This window comes from Microcoleus sp. FACHB-SPT15, assembly GCF_014849525.1.
GTDB classification, from domain to species: domain Bacteria; phylum Cyanobacteriota; class Cyanobacteriia; order Cyanobacteriales; family Coleofasciculaceae; genus Symplocastrum; species Symplocastrum torsivum.
The window spans coordinates 325,340-347,988 of the sequence record NZ_JACJNU010000062.1; the positions used below are offsets into that span (position 1 = coordinate 325,340).

Annotated in this window: 18 protein-coding genes; 11 read left to right on the forward strand and 7 right to left on the reverse strand. The window is 40.7% G+C overall.

The window, feature by feature from the left end:
- Positions 1 to 6: 6 nt before the first annotated feature.
- Both H6F98_RS25840 and H6F98_RS25845 read right to left on the reverse strand, forming a co-directional pair.
- Complete coding sequence (locus tag H6F98_RS25840) at positions 7 to 1,170, reverse strand: cysteine desulfurase family protein (RefSeq protein WP_192221576.1); 1,164 nt, start codon at positions 1,168 to 1,170, stop codon at positions 7 to 9.
- Positions 1,171 to 1,461: 291 nt separating this feature from the next.
- Positions 1,462 to 1,869: a hypothetical protein gene (locus H6F98_RS25845; RefSeq protein ID WP_192221577.1), complete on the reverse strand. Its 408-nt coding sequence runs from the start codon at positions 1,867 to 1,869 to the stop codon at positions 1,462 to 1,464.
- A 585-nt stretch (positions 1,870 to 2,454) separates the two neighbouring features.
- Here H6F98_RS25845 and H6F98_RS25850 point away from each other — a divergent pair.
- The 4 genes from H6F98_RS25850 (at position 2,455) to H6F98_RS25865 (ending at position 6,826) form a co-directional block, all read left to right on the forward strand.
- Positions 2,455 to 3,267, forward strand: a complete 813-nt coding sequence (locus tag H6F98_RS25850; protein ID WP_192221578.1) for a phospholipase D-like domain-containing protein — start codon at positions 2,455 to 2,457, stop codon at positions 3,265 to 3,267.
- 194 nt (positions 3,268 to 3,461) lie between these two features.
- On the forward strand, positions 3,462 to 5,369 hold the full coding sequence (locus H6F98_RS25855; RefSeq protein ID WP_206759678.1) for a Mu transposase C-terminal domain-containing protein: 1,908 nt from the start codon (positions 3,462 to 3,464) through the stop codon (positions 5,367 to 5,369).
- Between the two features lie 6 nt (positions 5,370 to 5,375).
- Positions 5,376 to 6,296, forward strand: a complete 921-nt coding sequence (locus H6F98_RS25860) for an ATP-binding protein (RefSeq protein WP_192221580.1) — start codon at positions 5,376 to 5,378, stop codon at positions 6,294 to 6,296.
- Between the two features lie 14 nt (positions 6,297 to 6,310).
- Positions 6,311 to 6,826, forward strand: coding sequence for a TniQ family protein (locus H6F98_RS25865; RefSeq protein WP_192221581.1), 516 nt, complete (start codon positions 6,311 to 6,313; stop codon positions 6,824 to 6,826).
- 240 nt (positions 6,827 to 7,066) lie between these two features.
- Here the strand turns inward: H6F98_RS25865 and H6F98_RS25870 are convergent, their stop codons facing one another.
- Positions 7,067 to 8,827, reverse strand: a complete 1,761-nt coding sequence (locus H6F98_RS25870) for a nucleotidyltransferase domain-containing protein (protein WP_192221582.1) — start codon at positions 8,825 to 8,827, stop codon at positions 7,067 to 7,069.
- 664 nt (positions 8,828 to 9,491) lie between these two features.
- The gene (locus H6F98_RS25875) at positions 9,492 to 9,656 is read right to left on the reverse strand and encodes a hypothetical protein (RefSeq protein ID WP_192221583.1); all 165 of its coding nucleotides are present in this window, start codon (positions 9,654 to 9,656) and stop codon (positions 9,492 to 9,494) included.
- 516 nt (positions 9,657 to 10,172) lie between these two features.
- Here H6F98_RS25875 and H6F98_RS25880 point away from each other — a divergent pair.
- The 5 genes from H6F98_RS25880 to H6F98_RS25900 all read left to right on the forward strand — a co-directional run bounded on the left by H6F98_RS25880 (position 10,173) and on the right by H6F98_RS25900 (position 13,690).
- On the forward strand, positions 10,173 to 10,547 hold the full coding sequence (locus H6F98_RS25880) for a PadR family transcriptional regulator (protein ID WP_192221584.1): 375 nt from the start codon (positions 10,173 to 10,175) through the stop codon (positions 10,545 to 10,547).
- Positions 10,486 to 11,001 carry a hypothetical protein gene (locus tag H6F98_RS25885; protein WP_192221585.1) on the forward strand — a complete coding sequence of 172 codons (516 nt, stop codon included), beginning with the start codon at positions 10,486 to 10,488 and terminating at the stop codon, positions 10,999 to 11,001. The genes H6F98_RS25880 and H6F98_RS25885 overlap by 62 nt, the downstream gene beginning before the upstream one ends.
- Positions 10,955 to 11,203: a hypothetical protein gene (locus tag H6F98_RS25890; RefSeq protein ID WP_192221586.1), complete on the forward strand. Its 249-nt coding sequence runs from the start codon at positions 10,955 to 10,957 to the stop codon at positions 11,201 to 11,203. Before H6F98_RS25885 ends, H6F98_RS25890 begins: the two co-directional genes overlap by 47 nt.
- A 268-nt stretch (positions 11,204 to 11,471) precedes the next feature.
- Positions 11,472 to 11,945: a tetratricopeptide repeat protein gene (locus tag H6F98_RS25895; RefSeq protein ID WP_192221587.1), complete on the forward strand. Its 474-nt coding sequence runs from the start codon at positions 11,472 to 11,474 to the stop codon at positions 11,943 to 11,945.
- A gap of 410 nt (positions 11,946 to 12,355) precedes the next feature.
- Positions 12,356 to 13,690 carry a DUF4041 domain-containing protein gene (locus tag H6F98_RS25900; RefSeq protein WP_192221588.1) on the forward strand — a complete coding sequence of 445 codons (1,335 nt, stop codon included), beginning with the start codon at positions 12,356 to 12,358 and terminating at the stop codon, positions 13,688 to 13,690.
- 41 nt (positions 13,691 to 13,731) lie between these two features.
- Here the strand turns inward: H6F98_RS25900 and H6F98_RS25905 are convergent, their stop codons facing one another.
- Together H6F98_RS25905 and H6F98_RS25910 are read right to left on the reverse strand one after the other, a co-directional pair.
- Entirely contained in the window at positions 13,732 to 15,459 is a 1,728-nt protein-coding gene (locus H6F98_RS25905; protein WP_192221589.1) for an SUMF1/EgtB/PvdO family nonheme iron enzyme, read from the reverse strand.
- 1 nt (position 15,460) lies between these two features.
- Positions 15,461 to 15,817, reverse strand: a complete 357-nt coding sequence (locus tag H6F98_RS25910; protein ID WP_192221590.1) for a hypothetical protein — start codon at positions 15,815 to 15,817, stop codon at positions 15,461 to 15,463.
- A 490-nt stretch (positions 15,818 to 16,307) separates the two neighbouring features.
- Between H6F98_RS25910 and H6F98_RS25915 the strand changes: the two genes are divergently transcribed.
- On the forward strand, positions 16,308 to 20,537 hold the full coding sequence (locus H6F98_RS25915; RefSeq protein WP_192221591.1) for a Hachiman antiphage defense system protein HamA: 4,230 nt from the start codon (positions 16,308 to 16,310) through the stop codon (positions 20,535 to 20,537).
- Positions 20,538 to 20,984: 447 nt separating this feature from the next.
- Here H6F98_RS25915 and H6F98_RS25920 read toward each other — a convergent pair whose 3' ends face one another.
- Positions 20,985 to 21,257 (reverse strand): TRADD-N-associated membrane domain-containing protein, encoded by a 273-nt coding sequence (locus H6F98_RS25920; RefSeq protein ID WP_192221592.1) that lies wholly within the window; start codon positions 21,255 to 21,257, stop codon positions 20,985 to 20,987.
- Positions 21,258 to 21,391: 134 nt separating this feature from the next.
- Between H6F98_RS25920 and H6F98_RS32935 the strand changes: the two genes are divergently transcribed.
- Positions 21,392 to 22,597: a hypothetical protein gene (locus H6F98_RS32935; protein ID WP_199348902.1), complete on the forward strand. Its 1,206-nt coding sequence runs from the start codon at positions 21,392 to 21,394 to the stop codon at positions 22,595 to 22,597.
- Positions 22,598 to 22,649 lie beyond the last annotated feature (52 nt).

Consider the following 22,649-nt stretch of genomic DNA (forward strand, 5'->3'; position numbering starts at 1 on the left):
AAAGCACTAACGACTCGCAACTAATTGTAGAGGCATCAGGCGTTCTAAAACCTGCTTGATTACCATCGCCGTCCAGTCTACATCAGCGGCTGTGGTTTCACGTCCTAGAGTTAGGCGAATGCCCCCAAGGGCAATTGCGTCACTGTAGCCCATCGCTAGCAAAATCGGGCTAGGACTGAGTTTGCCACTGTGACAGGCAGAACCCGCACTGATGCCTACACCCGCGAGGTTTAGTTGACGCACCAGCGTTTTCCCTGTAACGTTTTGACCACCACCAACGACTGAGAAGCTGACATGATGAGGCAAACGGTGCAAGCGATCGCCTGTAGGTATCAAATTCCGCGTATCCGCTAATTGCTCAAATAATCGCTCTCGTAGCCCAATTAAACGTGGTGTCTCTGTTGCGAGTTCTGCCGCCGCGAGTTCTGCCGCTACACCAAAACCTGCGATCGCAGGTACTGCTTGTGTGCCAGAACGCAGTCGTAATTCTTGCCCTCCCCCCAACATCATCGGTACCAACTCGACATCCGGACGGACATAAAGCGCACCTGCGCCTTGGGGCCCATAAATCTTATGGCTGGAAATCGAGAGCAAATCTACAGGTAGCTGCTGGACATCAATCGGTAAGCGTCCTGCAACCTGCACAGCATCTGTGTGAAAGAGGACACCATGAGCACGCGCAATCTGACCGAGAGTGTGAATCGGTTGCAGCGTACCTACTTCACTTTGACCATAAATCACCGACACTAAAACCGTGTTTGGTCGTAGTGCGTTTTCTAAGTCAATAGGATTAACCCGTCCGTGGAGGTTGACAGGTAACCGTGTCACGTCCCAACCCCACTGTTCCAATAAGCGTACTGGCTCAGCGATCGCTGAATGCTCAACACTAGAAATCACAATATGCTGAGGTGTCCTGTAGTGTTGGGCAACACCCAAAATTGCCAAATTATCCGCCTCCGTGCCCCCAGAGGTAAAGATAATTGACTCGGCCAATGCATTGATTAGGCTAGCCACCTGCATTCTCGCCCGTTCCACCAGTGTTGCTGCCCGCTGCCCCCACTCATGCAAGCTGGACGGATTGCCCCACGATGCCGTGAGAACATCTTGCATAGCAGTAATGACTTCTTGGCGCGGCGGTGTTGTCGCGCTGTAATCTAGATAAATTTGCATGAGTGATCAAGCATCAGCAACTAGCTGTTCCTATTCTCAGGATATAATCTCTTCGCCCTGGCATAGTCTGTCCTTAGTTTTGCTTCACTGTTACATCCTACCTAGGATCGAGCGTCGCAATTATCCCAAAGCTGTCTAGGCTTTCAATGATGCTCTATATGTAACGGTTTTCTCTTCGAGATGCGGTACAGCGGGAGGTGTGTGAAACAAGCGAGAGAGAGCAAGGAAAACAAAAAAGCTGATAGCTGACGGCTTTCTGCTATAAATAGTGACCTGCTTCTTTTTTGAGGGCTAACCGCCCGGTTTATCGACGTTGTAGTCTTCGTGAGATAAGACGGCGTAGGGTAGCAAAAGATTACCGCAGTCGTGGCAGATCATCCGGTAGTTGCGGGTAACGGGAATACTGATAATCCAGCGGTTGTGACGGAGTCGCTTACCGCCATATTCTCGATAATTCTTGTTGCTTTGTAAGCCAGCAATGATTGTACGGGCTTTGACTACTACATGAGTCGGAAGATTTTTTAAATTGATTGGGTCTTGGGCAAAGGTAGAATCCCATGCCTGTTTTTGCTGTCGTTTTTCTTCCCGCACTCGATCATGTTGAAGGATGCGATCGCGTTCTGCCTCATTCGCGCACCGATGGCAGATTTGACCGTACCCTTTATGACCACACGAAAATATCTTCTTTCTTCTCGACATAAAACAGTAAGATGGGTTGTCGCCTCACAACCTCACAATCCATTGCTACCCTGCAATCAATTCCCGTAACTAAGGCAGTTGAACAAGGTGCGAACACAAGTCCGCTTGCAATTCATGTTAATTCAAGAGCGCTGCATTGAGAATTGTTCTCTAGAATTGGGCAATTAATAATCTCATACAGCAGTTGGATTGTTTCATCAGAAATAACTGTGCCTTGACTTTCCCTGACTTAGGTAGATCTTGAGCAATTTTAGTCTTCTCCATCTGCTAGATGTTGTCTGCAAGCTGGTTTTAGGTCACAAACGGCTGACAATAACCAACCTAGTGCAAGAAGGCTTTTATGAGTATTGCTTGTAAGGTAAGCTTTTTAACCTTTTTCAACTGGATAGTTATTTCCGCCACACTGCACTAGCTGAATGTCTCGATTACTTTGCCGTGTAATTACTTAGGGTCATCAGACTCCCCTGATTAAGTTCCGCAATATCTACATAGCTCTTACATCTATCAAAGGGAAGACTGATAGACAACATCAATTGGTTTGCTGATTGGTGAAACTCACACTCATAGCATCACCACCACACAATCATGAAATTGGGAACGAATTCTCTTACTGCCTTGCGTCGCAAGTATCGGTATGTAACAAGAGTAACCCTGTTCGTCATATTGATAATCTGTGGGTTCCTACTGGTCTACAGCCTTAGACCTGCGCCAGAAACCGAACTGCTTCAACCTCTACCCCAAGACCCTGCTGTAAAAGTTTATTTCAACCACAATCAAGCCTCCCTTTATGAAGACCCTTATCGACACTTGAAGCGCAAGGGAGATAATTTGGAGCAACAAATTATTGATGCTATCAACCAGGCAGACTCTACCTTAGATCTGGCAGTTATGGAGTTTAGACTGCCTAATGTGGCTAAAGCACTAATCGCTCAACATTTAGCTGGGGTCAAAGTCAGACTGCTGATTGACAATAAGTACAACAAAGCCTTAGCTGACTACACGCCAGAAGAAATTGCAAAAATGAATCAGCATGATAAATCGGCTTTTGAGGAGTTGAAGCGATATCCAGCTGATGCTATATCTTTATTGCGTGAAAGTGGTATCGAGATAAGGGATGATACATCTGGTGGTGCTACCAAAGGTAGTGGACTAATGCACCACAAGTTCATCGTTGTAGATGGAAAAAACACCATCATAACTAGTTCTAACTTAACTACCTCTGACCTGCATGGAGACTTTAATAGTCTTGAAAGTCGGGGTAATCCTAACAATATGGTTGTTGTTTTAGATAACACTGAACTGGCTAAAGCATTTACGTCAGAGTTTAACTATATGTGGCAGGGATTATTCAAAATCCATATGTCCATTAAAGAATTATTGTCCAGTTTAAAAAATTAGTGTCCACTTTGAATTTCGCTTATAAAAAGCCTGAAACCATTTTACAGCCTGGTTTCAGGCGATTTTTTTCTTTCTAAGATTTTTTGTCATTTTTAAATCAAATGGTGTCATAAATTCTAAAGTTACCTTTATACTTTTAAAGTAAATGATGTCACTTTTTATCAAATGGCTGACGGGGGGTAATAAATATGTCTATGCAGTCTGTAAACTCGGATACTTTTTCCACTCCCCAAGAGGAAGCCCTCATTCCAGAGCTGGAGAAAGACCAGGCTCCAGACAAGCCATTGATGCTCTTAAACGATGTTTCACTGGAAGTTCAACAAAAGATTGATTTAATTGATGCTATTTTGCAAGCTCCCGATAGAGCAGTTCGGAGGAAAGCAATTCAAGAGGCGACTGAAAAGCTTGGAAAATCCCCTCGCACTATCAAACGGATCGTAAAGAGACTAGAGACTGAGGGAGTTGCCACTTTTGCGGTTGGTCGCAAGGACAAAGGGCAGTTTCGCATTTCTGAGCAGTGGTTCAAATTTATTATTGGTACGCATATCTGGGGGCAGAAAGCTGGTTCTCGGATGAATCACAACCAAGTTCATGTGCATCTGATGGCTCTTGCATCCAAGGGAGAAGCACTGCGACAGAAAAAATATGCTGAGCGCTTCAAGGATTACCCAGAGGTATTAGAAGACCTTGTGGTGGGAAAATATCCATCCCATCCGACTGTCTACAAAGTAATTAATTTTCATCTGGCTCAAGAAAACAAGAAGGTTCGTCATCCGGGTTCTCCGGCTGAAGGGCAGATAATCCAAACCACTGAAGGGATTTTAGAAATCACTCACAGTAATCAAATTTGGCAGTGTGACCACACGAAACTTGATGTCTTTCTGGTTGACGAGCAGGGTGAGGTGATTTTTCAGTTAGACGATAAAGGTGAAGAGGTTATTGGTCGTCCCTACATAACGCTAATAATGGACAGCTATTCTGGCTGTATTGCAGGCTTTCACCTGGGATTTGAAGCAGCAGGCTCGCATGAGGTAGGTCTAGCGTTGCGTCATGCAATTCTGCCCAAGCAATATGAACCAGAGTACGAACTCCAGGAAAAATGGAATGTTTACGGAATCCCAGAGTATTGGGTAACTGACCGTGCAAAGGAGTTCAAGTCCCATCACTTGAAACAAATCTCAATGCAGCTAGATTTCCAGCGCCGTCTACGGGCGTTTCCCTCAGCAGGTGGACTAATTGAGTCGATTTTCGACAAAATCAACAAAGAAGTTTTATCACTGCTTCCCGGTTATACAGGCTCAAGGGTGGCAAAGCGTCCTGACAATTGTGAGAAACACGCCTCTCTAACACTGGATGAGTTAGAGAAGAGGTTGGTGAGGTACTTCGTTGATCACTACAACCAACATGATTATCCGAGGGTGGCAAACCAAAAGCGAACCCAACGATGGCACTCAGGATTGCTGGTAGAGCCAGAAGTGGTAAATGAACGTGACCTAGACATCTGCTTGATGAAGGTGGCTCATCGTAAGGTGGAAAAGTATGGTTGTGTCAGGTTTGAGGGTTTGATTTACCGAGCAGATTGCTTAGTGGACTATCAGGGTGAGCCGATTTCCTTAAGATACGACCAACGTAATATCCTTGTCCTTCTTGCCTACACTCGCCCAAAAGACGGTCAACCTGGAGAGTTTATTGGAGTTGTTCTTGCTAGAGATGCCAAAGAAAAGCAGATGTCTTTGGAGGAGTTGAAGTGGCGCAAGCAGAAATTGCGTGAGCAAGCTAAGGAAATTGACAATAGTTCAATCTTGAACGAGCGTCTGGACTTGTATGAATTTGTGGAGGAGAAGCGTAAATCCAAGCGGCAGCGCCGTAAGAAGGCTCAAAAACGGCATGAGCAGGAGACTAATCAATCAAAGGTGCTTGAACTATTTCCTCAAAATGCTACTGTTGGTGATACGCCAGTACCACCAGTGGCATCAGAATCAACTGTGGAACAGGCTCATCCCATAGCTGTAGAGCCATTAGATGACTCATCTACCGAGTACACCCCACCAACAAAGATTGTTGCCTACGACTGGAATCAACTGATGGAGGAGAACTGGTAATTCGAGATGGCACAACCTAACCCAGCTTCACAGCCAATCGATAACCAATTACAGCAATCGCCTCAAGCGAAGGGCACTGTTGACTCTAAACGATTGCCCGAACAGCAATCAGAGGTTGAGCATATTCGTAATAGCGACATCTATTGCCCTGTTCAACGAGATGAAGCTTTGTTTAAGTGGTTTGACAAACAACGAGATGCCAGATGCAGCGGCTATATTAAAGCGCTCAATGGTGCAGATTTGCAGAAAGCTTGTCAATTTTATCGAATGAAGGAGGCAAGACGACGGGGGGGTTTGCAAGCCATTCCCATGCCAGTGGTCTATGCAGAAGTTAAGCAATACGGTGCCCCAACTGACTTATTCCTGTCAATACTCACAACGTTGGGGCATCCTCTGGCTGGAGTCGGTTCCCTGAGAGATTTGCGTTCGCGCACTTCGGGGACGCTCAAAGCATATGGTGTGAAGTTACTCATTCTTGGGAATGCTCATTATCTGCCCTACAAATCTTTCAATGAGCTGGTTGAGATTGTTCGCCATCTAAAGGTTGCCGTAATTCCGGCAGGTTCATTGTACTTAGATGAGATTCTCAATCGCCAAAGTAGGAGATATGCGGATATCTACAATACGTTCCTAGATAGTCATGAATTCGTTTCTTTCTCCAAGAAAGAGACAGTTCAACTGGTTGCCAGTTGGGAGGAGCAAGTTCTTGTGCCTTTGGAGCGACAACTCAATTTAGCATCCATTCCTGGGTTCTGTAACTTTCTTTATAACAAGTGTAATGGACAAGCTGAACCGCTTTACGACTGCCTTCGCCAAATCGCAATTTACCTGTTGGAGAATCCTAATACTCAGTTGAATTCGTCTAGTCTCGATCTGATACTGGCAACGAGAAGATCACCCATTAATGCATCTCAGCTTAGAGCCTGATTGTGTCGTTGTTTATGGAAACTGAAGCCCCCCAACATCCACCTTGGTATCTAGAGCCGTTTGAAGGAGAAAGCATCAGCCACTACTTCGGACGATTTCGCCGTCAGGAAATTATCAGCGTATCTGCTCCTAGTAGTTTGAGCAAGGCAGCAGGAATTGGTACAGCTCTATCTCGCTGGGAGAAGTTTCGCTTCAATCCGCGTCCGACTCAGAAAGAATTGGAGGCGATAAGCAAGCTAATTGGTGTAGAAGTCAACAAGCTTGAAGCCTTGTGTCCGCCAAATGGTGTGGCAATGGTACATCGCTCAACTCGCCTATGTGCTGTATGTTACCGTGAAGCTCCCTATCACCGGATCGAGTGGCAGTTCCAGTCAACGGAAGGGTGTGAGAAACACCAACTGCGGCTGATATCGAGATGTCCTGCCTGTGATGAGAAAATATCACTGCCTTTTGAGTGGAAAGAGGGTAACTGTCAGCGCTGTGGTATGAAGTTTAGCTCGATGGCAAAGCGGCAGAAACCCTATGATTAGTGGTACTTAAACATTTTCTAGTCCATAAAGGGGTGAAAACCTGGTGTTTGAATCTAGTATAAATGCTCACTTACTGTATTCTTAAGTTGTGATGAAGTGTCTGTTCTTAATCGCGTGATGTTCGTCATAGATGCATCAAGTCAGATAAACGCTGTTATTGCTCAGCACTAACAAACCAGTCTTTAATGAAGGTTAGAAGCTTGAAGAACATTGCAATCTTTATAGCAAGATACAAGTTGTTTATTCACCGAGAGCACAGCTTCCTTCAAATTTGATGATGCTAGGATTCTGATTGGCATAGGCTTGCCTTCTCCTCCCCCGAAATCGGACACGCATCACCTTATTCTTGATTGGACCCAATTCTAACTCTAAGACATCGTCAACAATTCTGTTCATCTTCAGGCAATACACTGCTGCTAACCATGCTTTTGGCAAAAAAAACCTTGGTTGTGTTTGCAGCTTTACCCACAATTCAGAAAAAATCTCTTTCTCGACTTGAGTAGTAGAAAACCACGGTTCGAGGTCTGTGGGAAGTGGTTCCCCCAAGAGTATCCTACGGGCACGTAATCTAGCAATTGCGTCTTCACTGTAGTCTGCACTGTAGTTGTAATAGCTCATCTCCATTGGAAAGCCACTATTTTGCGATTGCTGAGTTGGCGTAAGCGTAATCTTAAATATAGTTTTTCCTTCGCTCGATTCAGGTAGCACGGACGACACTTGCATAATGCAAGCTTCATACTGATCTGCGTAGGCAATCGGATTTCTATTATAAGGCTCTCGTGAATGAAGGGACTTTAACTCGGCGACTTGCTCCATATCCGTTGGTAACAGTTGAAGAACAAGACTTTGATCTTGTTGAGTTTCAAATGACTTTCTTAGGAAAAAATTATTATTCAACATGACCCAATTTTTAGGATCTTTCACTGTCCAAGAATTGCGAGTCGTGCTAGTTTTTGAAACAGGAGTTTTTCGGGATGTTGACTTCTTTTTTGCGGTAGCTAGCTTTGCTGGATCTACTAATGTTGTTTTCTCATACTTACGGGCTACAGTCAAAGATTCGGATTTTGTTTTTGTCTCTAATGTTTTCTTACTCTGCGCTTTAGCAGCAGGAGGAGCAGGTAGATCACCCTTAGCTCTTGCAGGATGCCCACCTTTACTTAGGTTAGTTGAATAGTTTTGCTTCAGCAATTTATATGCTTTATCAAACAGTAATTCATGAAGAAGTAATAAATCAAAATCGTTCAGGGCAGGATTTTGTCTGCTGCGACCATATCGTTCTCCAACTTTACTGTTTAACTTAGACCATTCATCACTTTTTGTACGAGCCTTTTGCTCGAGTAAGGATATCAGGTAACTATTCCCTAAGTTGATATCAAACTTCTTCTTTTCATTTTTTATATCAAAAGAGCGAACCTGAGCAGCACTACGCGCTAAATCTTTAGGAAAAATATCTTTTTCTTTATACTCTTTAGATTTATTAGGATTAATAGAAAGATACTTATTTCTATATTTTTGAGCTTCTTCAAGAGCTTGAATGATATATGATAGGCCTTCTCTATTATCAAGTCCTATGGGAATATCAATCTCTATGGGGATTGATGTATCACTTTCATCTAGGAGATTTAAAAATTTGTTATCTCGAAAAAATTTTATTTTTTGTGATTTATGTATATCCCAAATCACTTCATTGCTAGTCACTAAAACTAAACTAACGAGCGCGTTAGATTTGCTTTTGCTTTTTCGTTTGAGGATTGATAGTAAAAGTTCTTCAAGCTCATGTTTAGCTTTTTGAAGTTTCTGGCATATTTTAGCTCTATTTAAAGGACCCAAATCTTGGAGAATAACAATTAAGTCTATATCGCTTTCGTCTGGAAGAAATTGATTGCCACTTCCGTTGATGAGACTACCAAAAAGATAAAACTTACTAAGTTGCTTAGTATTGTGCTTTTTAGCCCAACTCTTTAAAATATTTATAATTTGCGTAACTAATTCTCCTGCCATTTTGGGTGGGTAATCATTCCTTTGAACAAATGAGAGAGTAAGACAGATTTATTTGAGATCAAACAATGAATAAAACATCAATACTATGTAAACAATTCCAAAAACAACTGAAACATACTGTTCAATGCTTGTAGGTCTTAGATAAGTCCTTCCGGTTAAATCCTGTTCCCTTAAAAAACTCTCTTTGTTGTAACAATAAAATGGCAAAAACTCTTCCATTTCTAAAATTACCTGGATTTTTCGCTCAACTAATCTTCTATAGGACCGAATATTAAAATTCCATAAGATACATAAAATGGAACCCAAAAAACCTACTACTAGCCCAACCATAGGGGAACTAAGAATATGTCCCTGGTTGCTAGCTATAGAAAAAATAGCTAGCAACCCAGACAGAAGGGAAATAAAAAAGCTATTAACTTGATTCCTTCTTGCGCTAATCCTGTCATGCATCTCTACATACATTTTGTACTGTTCTAAGAGGAGGTTCTTGTGATCAGTTTCATAGTTCTTATTTAGGATTTGGTTTAAGCTTAGATTAGATGGCATAACACTCGAAAATTATCCTTAAGATAGAGATTTTGGTTATTTGATTAAACTACATCTACTTTGAGAGCCACAGTTTTTTTTATCTGGGTCAAGATGAGATTTCACCTACAACGATTAATCAAAGCGAGAGGGCATGGCAAGGATAGATTGCTTGCTGAAACTGAGAAACTTGAGCAATCAGTTCAGCCTTGCTAATAAGCATTACCAAACGAAGCCTGTTAATCCTTATGCGTCCGTTATAGTAGTAGGCTTTGGCTTTTTCGTAGACTGAATCGTTGCTCACCTGAAGTATTCGTCCCAGGTAGCATTTACCCAGATATCGGCTTGCAGTTTAGCTTGGACTTAGCTCATAACAACCCTATTCAGCTACCGCTCAATCACATCTTAACGTAGGAGTGAGCACACGCTCTGGAGGTGGAGAATGAACGGTGGCAGAGAACGAATCATCCAGCCTCACATTATCTAGTTGACAATCACGGTTGTATCTCAAACTCAAATTGAGAACGATAAAAACAAATATCAAAAAAAAATTAAACTGCACCCTCTACAATAGCGATTTCTTCCTCAGTCAATTCGTATACCTCCTTTGCTGATTACTGCAAAGAGCATGACCCCACTGGAGCTGCTTAGGTTTGCAACGAAAAGCTAAACTCTTTAATCCGGTTAAACCAACCACTGCTACCAGCGGTTGACCCTCCCCGTTTAAATTCTTGGCTAGAAACCCTTCCCTCAGATTATTTTTCTAGTATTCTATGTTTTTATAGTACCATGAAAAAACTTAGTACTAGAGGAGTCAGAAATGGGATGGAACTCTAAACCTAAAAAGGAAGAGGAAAAACCAGCCGTAAAGCTCTCAGCCATAGACGAGGATATTCTCACAGGTTTGGGGGCACGCGAACTCTACGGATTAGAAATTCTCGATGAACTGAATCTAGATAGAGCAACAGAGCTAAGCTTCGGTAGTTTGTATCCTGCTTTAAACAGATTGGAAAAGAAAGGATTGATTTCTTGGCGCTGGGGTGACGAGCAGGAAGTCTCAGGGGGAGCAAGAAGAAAATACTACAAAGTGACAGCTCTGGGTGCAACCTCGCTGCGTGATATCCAACAGTATCGTGCCTCACTCGCTGCACGCGCTGGGGCTATGCAAAACTCAACCGCTTGGGAAGGAGTCTGAGTATGTCTTGGATGGATTTACCCAACAACGAGATGACGGGAAAATTGCAAGTGGTGCTACAGCGGGAGTTGGCAGGGAGGCTAGAGAGGTTGTTGGCAACGAGGCTAGGGCTAGTATCAAACGTAGTATTAGGGCTGGCATTAACGCGAAGGATGGGGTCGGTACAAGCCCTGGTGCTGATGCTGATACTAGAACACAGGCTATGGCTGGAACTGAGGCTCTGCCTGGAACTGAGGCTGATACTGATGCAGATGGTAATACGGTTCACGAAACTGACTTCAGTGATGGGGCTAGGGCTGATGCTGTGGCTGATGCTGTATCTCGCAGTGGGGCAGCCACAATGGATTTCACTGGTGATGATGCTAGTGATAATACTGTGGATGTTACTGTGCATGGTGTCGAAGCTGATGATGTGGATGGTGCTGGGGCTGAAGCAGTCGTCCTCAACCAGTAAGCTTAACCAACTGTTCTCCTTTTTTCCCGAAGAACAGCGCAACGATGTAACCACAAAACTTCGGCGGTTAAGAAAGGCAAAAAAACCTCATTGGTTTATCTGGCTCAAGGCTATCCAATATTGGCTAGAACTCCTTACGGCTGATATCCAAATCCAGTGGGATAACCTCTGGCTTCTCAGGAGTCAGAACATCAATAAATAACTTCTGCAATAGGAAAGTCTGTCTTTCTTTGTCTTTGAAAACAGTTAAGGATGAATCATAGAGGAGATATCCACCACGTCCTTAGCTAGCCGTTTCGAGAAGCTAGTAATAGCAACTCATCAACAGGTCTGTGTGCTTTTACTGAACTAGGCTCTATTCTCTAGGGCTAAACTCAGCATTGAATTGGAAAACAAAACCTACCTGGGAGTTCTACAGGCTGACCAAGTAGGTCTGTTCCTTGCCTTAAATTTTTAGGAGATATTTCAAGATGTCAAAGTCTCTCAATCACCCCAATAAACCATTTTACAATAAACCTAAGCAATTACCTCCGAAAGAACCAAAAGAACCAAAAGAGCTAATTGCCATAGCTAGCCTAATTGTTGCGATAGTGGCAATCCCTATTAGCTTAACTATCCCAGAGATAAGATGCCTAATTCGCTTACAGTCTGAGTCGTGTCCTGGAAGTGTTTCAAGTAAAGCAGAAGCTCTTTACCAAAAAGGTTCTGATTTACTCAGACTAGAGAGAAATCGTGAAGCTCTCGATTATTTCAAACAAGCAATCGACATTGACCGTAACCAAGCTAAATTTTGGAACAGTCGCGGTGACGCTCTAAAAAAATTGGGTGAAAACCAGCAAGCGCTTTCATCTTATGAACAAGCGTTACTACTTGACTCCACTTATGAACTGGCTCGACAAAATCGAGAAGCTTTGTTGTTAAAACTTAGTAAAAAGTCCTCGTAAGAAGACAACCAGCAATTAATTATTGCTTTTGGTATTGGCTTAGAAATATTTTGTAAGCCAGTTCCATCTTAGAATCTTGGAAACTTCAATCAATTACCTTTTATATTAAGTTTGTTTGTGAATCACTCAAAATGCTGATCTATGGTTCCCACAGTAACACGTTTTTGGTTAGCTCAAAACAGTTTAGTACTATTTATACCAACATCAATTAAATTGGCATTTTTCTGATTGACATGAATTAGATAGGCACGATTCAGAGTGGCACTGCTTAGACTTATACATAGCTAAAACCAAACGGCACAAAGATTTGCTGATTAGCTAAGGTTATATTGCCTTGCCTTCTTAAATATCCTCTAAACTAGTTTTAAGATACTTAAGTATAAATACTGAGGTGTATGTTCCTAACACTCTTGTTAGCTACATTATTAATCTTTTGTGGTTACTGGATACAAATACAACAGCGTAAGCAGGATAAGTTACAGAAGGCTTTGCGTAGGTATGAAAGTCTCTCTTCTAAAGAAGAGCGAGAAAGGCAATTGGATTTAGATATTGCAGATCTTGAAAGGCAACAGGAATTTTTAAATACTCAAATCACTAATCTTCACCAGGAGTTGCGCGAGCTTGATGCAAAAGTTTATCTTCATGCTATAGATTATTATGAACCAAAATTTGATTTTATTCAATCTAGTGAGTATGTAATTCATCTAAAAAATATAAAGTTAGACCAGGAAAGGATGCGGAAGTCTGGCAAGGCATTTATTAGTAACGTCAAGTTGAAATTGGATGGCAGTCAAAGGAAAGGAGATAAAATGACAAAAAGTCTCCTTAACTTAATAAAAGTAGCTTTTGAAACTCAATGCGACTATGCGATAAGAGAAGTCAAGTACAATAATGTCTCTACTTTAGAAAAGAAGATTACCAATATCTTCAACAAATTAAACAAACTGTCAGATATAACTCGTTGTGAAATTTCGCTAGAGTATTTAAAGCTAAAGATAAAAGAGCTATATCTTAAGTATGAGTTAGAAGAGAAACAACAAGAAGAGAAACAAAAAGAGCGTGAAATTCGAGAACAGATGAAGCGGGAGGAGAAAGATCGTCTTAACTTTGAAAAAGCAATGCGAGAGGTTGAAGAAGCTGAACAAATAGAGAAGAAATATGAGGAAGATATTGCCAAATTTCGTCAAGAAATGGAACAAGCTGTAGGGACACAGCTAGCTGACTATAACCGTAGAATTAAATATTTACAGGAGGAACTTTCTAAAGCTAAAATCAATAAAGAAAAAGCTAATTCCGATTTAAAAAGACATAAAGCTGGTCACATTTATGTAATTTCAAATATTGGCTCTATTGGACGAGACATCTATAGAATATTTATGACTAAGAGTAGTAACCCAGATGGATATGTCAGAACAATGAATCCTTCCGTTCCATTTCCTTTTGATGTTCAGTTTAAACTTTATTCAGAAGATGCTTCAGAAACAGTAGAGTATTTACATCAGCACTTTAATCACAAAAGAGTAAATATAGTTAATGAAAAAAGAGAGTTTTTTAAGGTTAGATTAGATGAAATTGAGCAAGTTGTACAAAAAATTAAAAGGGAGGCTGGAGGTTTAACGATTGAAAAATTTGAAAAAGTGCCTCAAGCTCTTGAATACCGTAGAACCCAAGCTGCTGAGCGAAAAAGTGATTCTCAGACAAACTCAACCGATACCTATGTAGAAGAAGAGGGTGAAATAGCTTAAAAATAGGAACAAAATCAACAATCTGTTTAACTTTAAATAAGCTATAAAGAACGAATAATTCTGAAACCAATATTGTGAGACTTTTGGTTGATATCGCCATACCAACGGGAAGCAGAGCGACATAGAAAGGGTTCATTAAACCACGAACCTCCTCGTATTAGACGCTTTTGATTATTACTGTCATCTATCCAAGCTTCTCCCGTTATAGGTGCATCATCATAATTCTCATGCCAATGATCTAAACACCATTCCCAAACGTTACCGTGCATATCGAATAGTCCAAAGGCATTAGCTGATTCAGAGGTGCCTACTGAACTAGTTTTTTTACGATAAGTTCCTCTGCCTTCTCCACCATAGGGGTAACGACCGTCGTAGTTAGCTAGATAGGAGTTAATGGTTTCGCCAAAGTGAAAAGGGGTTGTAGTTCCAGCACGACAGGCATATTCCCACTCAGCTTCGGTGGGGAGACGATACTCGTGACCTGTTTTTTGAGATAAGCGACAGCAAAACTCAACCGCATCATGCCAGGAAACTTGGGTAACAGGGTGACTTTTGCCTCCAGGACGTGATGGACGAAGATTAAGGTTTCGATGGACTTCAGGCAAAGAAGCAACTTCTCTCCAGTGTGCTTGTGTAATAGGGTACTTGCTTATTAAAAATGGTTTGACTGCTACTGAATGTTGAGGTCTCTCACTTGAGTATCGCTGTCCTCCACGTCCCATTTCTGAGGAACCCATAAGAAAGGTTCCTCCTGGAATGTATACCATTTCTAACGTCGCTCTATTGTCAAGATTTTCAATAAAATACTGAGCTTGCCCTTGATAACAATTGTTTTCGTAACCGCGAGGATCAAGCGTTACAACTTTAAAATCAAATATTGCAGCACCAAGAAGCAATGGTTCAACTAATTTCTGATTCAGTAAATGTCCAGCATTTTTTGCATTTTGCGTGGGAACAGACTGACTAAATAGATCTTCTTGGAGAAATCCCGTGTCTATTAAACGTACTTGGTCACTCAAATTTGGCAACAAAGGGAAATCATATTTGTATACAGAATTCAAACTAATCTGTGGAAACTGATGAGGTTTTCCATAATAACGATTAAGCTCTGGCACACGATGTTGCAGGTATTGCTCCAAAGCTCCTGGTGTTCCATGATTAGTTAACCCTTCTAATAATGCATAGGTGAATGCACCCTGTTTTAGCTCTGGAATTTCATAAGATTCCTCCCCTCGACTACACGAAAAAATTGTAATGATTCCTTGTTGCTTGGCTTTTTCTGCTGTGTAAGCTCCCACGTCGCCAAAGCCCTTGCTTCCATCTGAGCAACGGCACATATCCAGAATCATTACCACATTTTTGGCTTGGCAGTTCATTAAACAGCGAATCACAAAATCAACAGGAATTGCCGTTCCCTCTAAATCTCTGCCATAACCATCTCGTGGCATGAGGTAATCGTGGTTATCGCTGCCAATCATTCCATGTCCACTAAAGAAGAACCAAAAATTGTCCGCTCCTTTAGCACTTTGGATTTCATCAAGCAATAAGCGTCGCAAGTTAGAGCGATTTGGGCGGGTTGGAATTTGTCTAGAACTAATAGGTTCTGAATTATCGGAACAAAGCAACACATTATCAGGCTTAAAGCCTGCTTGATTGCACAAAAACTCTTTGATGCGCTCAGCATCGCCCACCGCATAGTTTAAATATCGTGCCTGGTGAAGATGTTCGTAATGGTTGACTCCTATGACAAGCGCGAAATTATTCGCCATTTCACTTCTTCGGTTCAGCTCTCTTGAACTTTAGGGTAATTGCCCCTTTCCCGTTCATTTCACTACTGCAAGCTCCCAGTAGATTTACTTGACCCTTGCCATTAATCTCTACAGCTAACGTCACCTCATCCAACTGCATCCCGAAGTTTCCACCAGCTTCTTGTTCTGCTTGCTGAACCAATTGTCCCACCACTTGCATCGTTCGGCTCCACTCCTGCTTAAGCTTCTCAGGATCAATAGCTTTGGACTTCAATACCGAAACTTTCTCAGCTAACTCTTGTCCCCAGCCCTTTGCTCCCTCAATAGTTTCGTCTGCAACATCATCGCGAGTTACTATCCAGATGGGTTCGTCTGTCATGAACATTCTGTCACTTGCACTTAAAACTGGTCTCCCTCATTGTATTGTTTCTAAATGTACTCGCACTGCTAAATGTGGAGAATAAACGATAGTGTTTTATACGAAAGATTACTGCAAAGTAAAACACATCACTTGAGACACTCTTCCAATTACTGTCTGAGGTTTATCACAAAGACGATAAAAACACTTAATCTCCGCCATTTAGCTGACTAAAATTCCGTAAATGTACCATATGCAAGGCAGTGGCTATTCAGTTAGCTTCGATAAAGACCCTCTATGAGGCATTCACGTCATGCCTATAACCAATCGCTATCAACTGCTGTACTTGTAAAGAAAATCTGGAAGCGTTTTGGCTGGCTCAAGTACAGTTTGCTCAAGATCTGGGAGTTTCTTTTCAATCAGTGAACCCGTTGGGAGCATGGCAGGACAATCCTTTACCGATAGTCCTTAAGCAGATTATAGATACTCTTTACTAGATAGACGACTTAATATGACAGATTTTCTTCAAAGGTTTACAAGTAACTTAACTGTTATTATCGGTAGGTCATCAGACTATAGCAATTTTGAGAAACATACAACTACACCAGAAAGTGTTGAAGCATTTATTGGACATTTAAAGATTCTCATTCCATACTTTTGCCGTCATCCGCGTAGCATCATTGATGAAATTGAGAAGCTTAAAGAAAATGGGCTAGATTCAACGCTTCAAGAGTTACGGAGATTAACTAGGGATAACTCCAATGTATGGCGTGGAACGATAGGTGAGGCTATTGCTACTGCTTATATTTTAAGCTGTACTGACTATCAAATTCCTATTTTTAAGCTTAGGTTAGCCCCAAATAGAAAATTAGCAATGCACGGAGATGATTTATTGGGCTTCCAATTTAAAAGTGATGGTACACCAAAAGCCTTACTTGTATTAGAGGCTAAAAACTATCAAAATCCTAGTCAAGCGGTAATAAATGCTAGTAAGGGGTTACTAGACACACAGAAATCATTTCCTACTTTATTCGATTTTATTATTAATGCCTTAAATGAGAAAGGCAAGTACAAACAAGCAATTTCAGTTAAAAATTTTCTCAACACCTACACTTACTCATATCATACAAAATATTACGCATTTATTGTTAGTGAACAAGAGAAGTGGAAAGATGACTATTTTGATAAAATAGGAGAGACGTATGCTACTCCTTTAACAGTTAATGCTTTTCTAGTTCCTTTTTGGGAGTTGCACCAAACAAACCTGACTTTATCAGAGAATATAGAACCTACCAAGCTGAGTTTTCCTTCCATTGAAGTGAATGAGCTAGAGGACATCAGAAATCTACTTAACCACCCAGCGTTTAAGAATGAGCATAATCAGTTAGCATCAGAAGCCTTAGCCTCTGATTTAAAGATTAAACAGCGAGCTAATTACGTTTATGATCGGCGTAAGCTTGAACAAGCTGCACATTACCTGTCAATATCAGGCTTGAATTTGATGGATGAGCGGGAGGATGAAGCAGAGAAAGCACTTAAAGAAGCCGCAGTTATCCATGAAAGGCTAGCAATCTTGAATCTTGAGGATGGTCAAGTCCAAAAAGCGTGTGAAAATATCATTGAGAGCGCCTTGCTATACAGCATTGCTGGATACAATGCAAACGCAAAAGTTTTGGTTGAAAAAGTACTTAACCGAGATGAGATTAAGGATGAATTAATCTCAAATGTTCCTCGTTCATTTATAACTTATTTATTTACTGGTGATATTGCAAAACTACAAAATATTTTAGCAAACTTCTTTCTAAAGTTTCAGCAGCAAAAATTAGATGATGAGCAATATAAACAACTGGAAGACGAGGAGTGGATGGATGCGATTGTTGACAAAGTTTATAGTATTGGCGATTTGTTAACTGCTAAAAGTTTTGCAGTATTTATACAGTACTTAAGAACAGGAAATGACGATTATTTAGAAAACATTATAAAATTTTCTCAGTTAGCAGCTAAACAATATGCCACAGTTAGCGACTATAGTTCTTCTATCCTTTTAACTTCTCTGAGTAAATATTTTTGTAGCATTATCAATTCCTCTACTCATAAGTTAGTGAAATCTAGTTTGAGCGAGTTTGATGAGGAATGGAAACTTTATTTACGCTTTCTTAGCACACTTGGGAAGTTTCCTATGCAAACCTTATGGAAATCGCAGCAGAAGGCATTAAAAGAGAATTTATTAGGGGAAAAATCTTTAGTCATTGCAATGCCAACTAGCGCTGGAAAAACAAAAACTGTTGAGCTAGCAATTTATCAAGCACTAAAAGACGATTCAAATAGAACCTGTGTTTATGTTGTTCCAACAAGAGCCTTAGCATGTGAAGTTGAAGATAGCCTGTCAAAAAGCTTAACTAGAGTCGGTATAGGGGTTTCTATCTTATATGGAGGCTATGATTTTAGCCACTTGGAAGAGGACATTCTAAAGGACAACCAGGTTTTTGTTCTAACACCAGAAAAACTAGATCTTCTTATCCGCAACAGCGATGAGTTCAAGAATAAACTTTCCTTAATTATTATTGATGAAGCTCATGATTCCGCGTCTCCAAGTCCTAGAAGTCTAACTGCTGAACTGATTTACTCACGGCTTCTTTATATTGCTGAGAAAAATCAAGTCAAGATTATATGTATCTCTGCTGTAATTAACAATCCATCCGATTTTGCTAAATGGGTGTCTGGTAGCGAAGACAGTGTTACTCAGATCGATTGGAGACCTACAAGACAAAGATTAGGGTGCTTGTCCTGGTTCAGCAAAAAAGCGCAGGTACAATACTTTCCGCAACCTAATGAATATCCTTTTGAAAATTTTTTCGTTCCTCTTCCTTTTAAAAAAGGAGACATTAGCTTTAGAAATAGAAACGGAAAGCGTATACTAAACATAGAAGTTGCAGCAAGGCTAGCTCTTTATTACACAGAAACTGGACCCACTCTGGTTTTTACAACAACAAAGCATCTAGTTGAAGAGATTGTACACTGTTTAATTGCATTACTAGCTAGTAAATCTCTACCTCTTAATCCTGAAAGAGATAAAATTGCTGCTGCTTGTACCAGCATTCTTGGTAAGACTCATCTCCTTTCTCAATCAATTAAGCTAGGCTTCTGTTACCACCACGGTGACTTACCTGCAAATATCCGAAAACTAATTGAAAATGGAGTTCGAGACAATGTTCTCTCATTGATTGTCTCTACAACCACCTTATCTCAAGGTGTTAATTTGCCAATAAAGAATGTCATTGTACATTCTTTATCGTTGTATGGCACCACTAGTATGACACAGTACGCGAATGCCGTGGGTCGCGCTGGTCGGGCTGGCTGCGAAACTGAAGGGCATATTATTTTCTGTGATAATAAGGATTTATTACGGGTTCAGAGTGAATTAGATAAGGAAAAGTCAGAGAGTTTTATCGCGTCAGGGCTGAGGCAATTAGTTGAGTCAAGATTACTTTCTCTCGAAACAACAAATGATTTTCTTGATAATTGGGCGCTTGCTTCAACGAGCCAATTGAGGCAAGCAGTCGAACCCTATGATAAGTGGTTGAAAGGGAAAAAAACAAATGCGAATAAGAGCAAAGAAAGAATTCTTGCAACATTGGATTCTCAATTATTAGCTTGGATTCTAGAAACCTGCATAGATGAAGTAAAAGACGAAAAGTTAGAACTAATTTTTAACAAGTTGCTTTGTAATGTTCAAGTATTAGATTTTGAAAATGAGTTGATATCCTTTAAAAATGCAATTATAGCAAAAGCAATAGCAATTAGAAGTAGAATTCCTGAATTCTCTAAGAGAAAACTTTTTAATTTCACTGGGCTAAGTGTCCAAAGTAATGAGATTATTAACTCTTACGCTCAAGAATTATGCAATTCTATGGATAGTTACTCTACGTGCGATGAATTATCAGCTAACTTTTGGAAGACCACTTATGCTGTATTTAAAGGTATTCCTGAAATTTCTAAAGATTTAAATGATAGAAACGCAGATGCTCTTATCGATTGGATTCAAGGGAAGGATTATCAAGACTTAGCCAATACTCATTTTGATGGAAAAACTGAAGCTGTTGTCCGCCAACTTGAAAAAGTTAGCTACGCTTTTGCATGGGGAACTAATTCATTAGTTAGACATTTAGACTTTTACCTTGGTGAAGCAAAGCTTCCTAATATTTTTTACAATCTATCTTCTTTTATTACACATGGCGTACCGGATGCCGCCGCAGTATATGCAATTAGCTTAGGCGCATATGATCGTCAAATAGCGATTAATCTAAGTAAGGTTTACCGAAGCGAACACTCTACAGTAGAGTACTCTTTATTTAAGGAATGGTTATTCGATTTAGATCTTGCTCAATGGATTGCTCTTTTTGACAATGAAGATAGTAAGACTCTCAGAATAATAGATTGTTTTGAGAGTATTCAACGTAGAAAAGGAGCATTGCAAACGAATTCAAGAACGTTTTCGCTTTCTTTAAATGAAATTATTCATGAGGTTTATCAAAGAACTGAATCTCCAATTGAATTGGAAGAATTAATTGTTATTAACTATGAGGATCAACTATTGCTAACGACTTATGACTACAGTCAGTTTTGGCAGTTAGAAGGACTCGATATAGATAGGCTGAAGCAACTTAATCGAAAAATGTCTGATTTGATTGTTACTGAATTTAAGCCACAGCAAAAGTTCGTCAAAATTCAAGCCTATTGAACAAGTTGAGAGGTTTCACTGCATCGGTACAGATCTATGTTGTTGGGACTTTACGGTTGATTTGCTATTCCAAAAAATATTTTTGTAAATTGTGAAGTGCGCCAAGAAAAAACTCTACCTACATAGTTATCTAATTTTTACTGTGAGAAAAAAGTTTTAAGTTTGTACCTGAGTTAACGCAGAGTAATCATTTTAATAATGCTGTTTTGATATTGACTTTTTGAGCGGATTGTAGTTGAGGTACTTACTATAAAATTGATAGCAACGCTGCTATTAGCAAAGAAATGCTAGGGTTTCAGGGTTTACTACACCCTAGCCGCCTTTCGTTGCATCGGGTTAGGATCTGACTTTTCTGACAAGCTACCCCTAGGTGCTAGCTGTTAAGCCAGGGGTTATACTGTTAGTCAGGAAAATTGGTCTTCTTGGACGGCTGTTGCACAACCCGCGTTAGTCGTCCAAAAGTACCTTTGCTGCCTCATCAAAGCTTTGGCTTGCTTGTTGGTACAGCTTAAAAGTATGACGGCTAGCCACGCCAGAGACAAATCCAACGGCGGTAGTAGCCGCTGTGGCAGATACGTTACCCAGGAACAGTGAAGCAGCGGCGACAAGACCAAAGACAGCCGTTGTTGCGGCTAGACTGATAGCTAAGTTGAAGCTGGCTTTGGTTTCACGAGCGCGTTCCTGATACCACTGCTTAGAAATGTCGTTATCGTTATACATTGCTTAACCCTCTCAAGTTCCTGTGATGCTGTACTCTTCGAGTGTCCGCAAATAACAATAAGTCGTGGTCAAACTAAGGTCAAACTAAGACGTTAAAGTTATGCCAAACTTGTGTAAAAGTTTATTTGGAAGTTATGGGAAGGTCGTTCAGAGCCTCGGAAGAAGGGCTTAAAAGAGCTAAAGAAGCATTTAATCTCACAGGTTGGTCACAGGACTATCTAGCCGGGAGCGTCAAATGTACTCGTCCAACTGTAAATAAATTTTTTGCTAGAGGATATGTTGAGAAGCGTATTTTTGAAGCCATTTGCAGTGAATTAAAATTGACAGTGGGAGAAATTGCCGATTTTGAAACAGAAGAAGAGCAATTAAGCAAATCTCTTGGCAGCGATGGTAGTAGGGTGCAAACATTACAAGGAAATACCAGCGAGAGTAGTCAAGAGCGATGTGGCAGCATCGGTGTATTGACTGAGGCAGTGGCTGGAACTAAAGAACAAAATCAAACGGCTGAAGAAAGATTAGCCTTTGCCATTGCTGGCAGTGTATCTAAGATTGATATACAGAAATTAAAGGCTATTGTTGGATGTTTGCAAAAAATTACTGGAGATACTTCTCTAGTAATCGTTGATATTGAAAAAGGAAGTGTTAAACTAATTTTAGAAGGTACTCAAGAAAGCCTGGAGCAGATTGAATCTTTATTCAAATCTGGGCAACTTACAGAAGTAGAGGGAATTAAAGTTGAAGATGTTCAATTTTCAATTTCCAAGATTTTCGAGTATAACGAAGATATAAAAGTCATTGACAAAAAGCGATTAGTATTTACCATCAATGGAAGCGTTTCTTCAGAAGAAATACAAGAATTAAGAACTTTATTTACAAAGGCTTTAGATAATGATGAAGAGATAAAGACTGATGATAAATATCGCCAGATGGCAATGTTAGAAGCTTCCAATTACAACTTAAGCCTAAATAAACATATGATTGATAATCGTCGTGCTATCAACACTGGTGGTGGCAATTACAACGAGCGAATTGAAGGTAATTACGTCCAAGGCAATTACTACGCAGCTGGTCAACACAAAAGTATCGTTGAAACCGCTGCCGAGATTCAGCAGTTACTCGAACAACTGGATAAGTCTTATCCAATAGACACCACTACTGGAAAGATGGCACTTGCTACTGAAGCGATGAGCCGCATTGAGAGTAATCCTGGTTTGGCTGAACGGATAGTTAGTGCGTTGCAGGCTGGTAGCATTGAAGCTATTGCACAGCTTCTCAATCATCCCGCCGCTAGCTTTGTAATCGGTGCGTTAGATGATTGGAAAAAAACCAAAGGCACTTAGCCCTACTTCTCTCGAACTCTTAACTTATATCAGAAGCCGAACTATGAAAGGT

What these genes read in the sequence shown, in the direction of transcription:
- H6F98_RS25915 (WP_192221591.1), top strand. Translation starts at nt 16,308, where the DNA reads ATGACAGATTTTCTTCAAAGGTTTACAAGTAACTTAACTGTTATTATC.
- H6F98_RS25855 (WP_206759678.1), top strand. Translation starts at nt 3,462, where the DNA reads ATGCAGTCTGTAAACTCGGATACTTTTTCCACTCCCCAAGAGGAAGCC.
- H6F98_RS25840 (WP_192221576.1), bottom strand. Translation starts at nt 1,170, where the DNA reads ATGCAAATTTATCTAGATTACAGCGCGACAACACCGCCGCGCCAAGAA.
- H6F98_RS32935 (WP_199348902.1), top strand. Translation starts at nt 21,392, where the DNA reads ATGGGAAGGTCGTTCAGAGCCTCGGAAGAAGGGCTTAAAAGAGCTAAA.
- H6F98_RS25905 (WP_192221589.1), bottom strand. Translation starts at nt 15,459, where the DNA reads ATGGCGAATAATTTCGCGCTTGTCATAGGAGTCAACCATTACGAACAT.
- H6F98_RS25910 (WP_192221590.1), bottom strand. Translation starts at nt 15,817, where the DNA reads ATGACAGACGAACCCATCTGGATAGTAACTCGCGATGATGTTGCAGAC.
- H6F98_RS25880 (WP_192221584.1), top strand. Translation starts at nt 10,173, where the DNA reads ATGGGATGGAACTCTAAACCTAAAAAGGAAGAGGAAAAACCAGCCGTA.
- H6F98_RS25920 (WP_192221592.1), bottom strand. Translation starts at nt 21,257, where the DNA reads ATGTATAACGATAACGACATTTCTAAGCAGTGGTATCAGGAACGCGCT.
- H6F98_RS25860 (WP_192221580.1), top strand. Translation starts at nt 5,376, where the DNA reads ATGGCACAACCTAACCCAGCTTCACAGCCAATCGATAACCAATTACAG.
- H6F98_RS25890 (WP_192221586.1), top strand. Translation starts at nt 10,955, where the DNA reads ATGATGTGGATGGTGCTGGGGCTGAAGCAGTCGTCCTCAACCAGTAAG.
- H6F98_RS25895 (WP_192221587.1), top strand. Translation starts at nt 11,472, where the DNA reads ATGTCAAAGTCTCTCAATCACCCCAATAAACCATTTTACAATAAACCT.
- H6F98_RS25870 (WP_192221582.1), bottom strand. Translation starts at nt 8,827, where the DNA reads ATGGCAGGAGAATTAGTTACGCAAATTATAAATATTTTAAAGAGTTGG.
- H6F98_RS25850 (WP_192221578.1), top strand. Translation starts at nt 2,455, where the DNA reads ATGAAATTGGGAACGAATTCTCTTACTGCCTTGCGTCGCAAGTATCGG.
- H6F98_RS25865 (WP_192221581.1), top strand. Translation starts at nt 6,311, where the DNA reads ATGGAAACTGAAGCCCCCCAACATCCACCTTGGTATCTAGAGCCGTTT.
- H6F98_RS25845 (WP_192221577.1), bottom strand. Translation starts at nt 1,869, where the DNA reads ATGTCGAGAAGAAAGAAGATATTTTCGTGTGGTCATAAAGGGTACGGT.